Origin of the sequence: Curtobacterium sp. B18, from assembly GCF_000333375.1 — a bacterium.
Taxonomy (GTDB): domain Bacteria; phylum Actinomycetota; class Actinomycetes; order Actinomycetales; family Microbacteriaceae; genus Curtobacterium.
On record NZ_BACZ01000344.1, the window covers coordinates 1 to 1,036 of the forward strand.

1 protein-coding gene is annotated in these 1,036 nt (G+C 69.4%); it reads left to right on the top strand.

Annotated elements, in window-relative coordinates:
- Positions 1–813 (top strand): FAD-dependent oxidoreductase (locus tag I5E_RS09305; protein ID WP_022906736.1); only part of this gene is annotated, 813 nt, incomplete at its 5' end.
- Positions 814–1,036: the final 223 nt, after the last annotated feature.

A 1,036-nucleotide genomic window follows, 5' to 3' on the forward strand; every position in this document is an offset into this window, starting at 1 on the left:
TGCTGGCCGGTCCGACTCGCTTCGAGCGAGGAACCGGAGGTCGCGCGCACCCTCGCCGCGGTCTTCGCCGACGAGGGCATCCGCGTGGTGCGCCGCGCCGCACTGACGTCCGTCCGCACCGACCCCGCAACAGGCGAGGTCCTGGCGTCAGCGACCGTTTCCGGCGGCCGGGAGGAGTTCCGGGCGGCGAAGCTGCTCGTCGCGACCGGCCGCCGACCCGTCACGCAGGGGCTCCACCTCGACACCGTCGGGGTGCAGGTGGGGAAACTGGGTGAGGTCGTCGTCACCGACGAGCTGGCGACGACGAACCCGCGAGTCTGGGCAGCCGGCGACGTGACCGGGCACCCGGAGTACGTGTACGTCGCCGCGGCGCATGGCGCCCTCGTTGCCGAGAACGCGTTCAACGATGCCGGCCGGAAGATCGACTACGGCAACCTGCCGCGGATCATCTTCTCCAGTCCGACCGTCGCCGCCGTGGGGATGACGGACCGGCAGGCCAACGCGGCAGGGATCCAGTGCCGATGCCAGGTGGTGCCGTTGGAGTACGTGCCCCGCGCGCTGGTGAACCGGGACACGCGTGGGTTCATCAAGATGGTCGCCGAAGCGAGCACGGGCCGCATCGTCGGCATCACGGCGGTCGGGAAGGAAGCCGCGGACCTCGCCGCCGCGGGGGTCTACATCATCGCCGCGGGGATGACCGTCAATCAGGTCGGGGCACTGTGGAGCCCGTACCTGACGATGGCGGAGGGCATCAAGATCGCCGCGCAGTCCTTCAGCACCGACATCAGCAAACTCTCCTGCTGCGCCGCCTAACCGCACGCCGCCTCAGCTCAGCCCAGCCCCGCCCCGCTCAGCCCCGCCCAACACTCGCACTCGCACTCGCACTCGCATGCACAACGAAAGAGGATTTCGATGACTGAGAACACGTCCCTGGCCGATCGACTCACCTCCAGCGAGACCGGTCAGGAAGCATCCCTCTGGCTGCCGCTGCTGAACCTGCTCGCTCAGGGCGACCCCGTCGAGTTCAGCGCCCTCG